Source organism: Janthinobacterium sp. BHSEK (assembly GCF_056174685.1).
Genome location: NZ_JBWBYV010000283.1, coordinates 1 through 273 on the forward strand (window position 1 = coordinate 1; position 273 = coordinate 273).

Annotated in this window: 1 rRNA gene; it reads right to left on the reverse strand. The window is 51.6% G+C overall.

Annotation, left to right across the window (positions count from 1 at the left end):
* A 16S ribosomal RNA gene (locus AC0V2Y_RS29060) occupies positions 1–205 on the reverse strand; the annotation flags it as partial.
* Positions 206–273 lie beyond the last annotated feature (68 nt).

Below are 273 nucleotides of genomic sequence, written 5' to 3' on the forward strand. Positions count from 1 at the left end.
TTGCGATCCCCCACTTTCATCCGTAGATCGTATGCGGTATTAGCGTAACTTTCGCTACGTTATCCCCCACTCCAGGGTACGTTCCGATATATTACTCACCCGTTCGCCACTCGCCACCAGAGCAAGCTCCGTGCTGCCGTTCGACTTGCATGTGTAAGGCATGCCGCCAGCGTTCAATCTGAGCCAGGATCAAACTCTTCAGTTTAATCTCTGTTACTTTGCCCTTTTACAGGCACCGTCTTGCGACGGGTCGCTCACTCAAAAAACTGACAG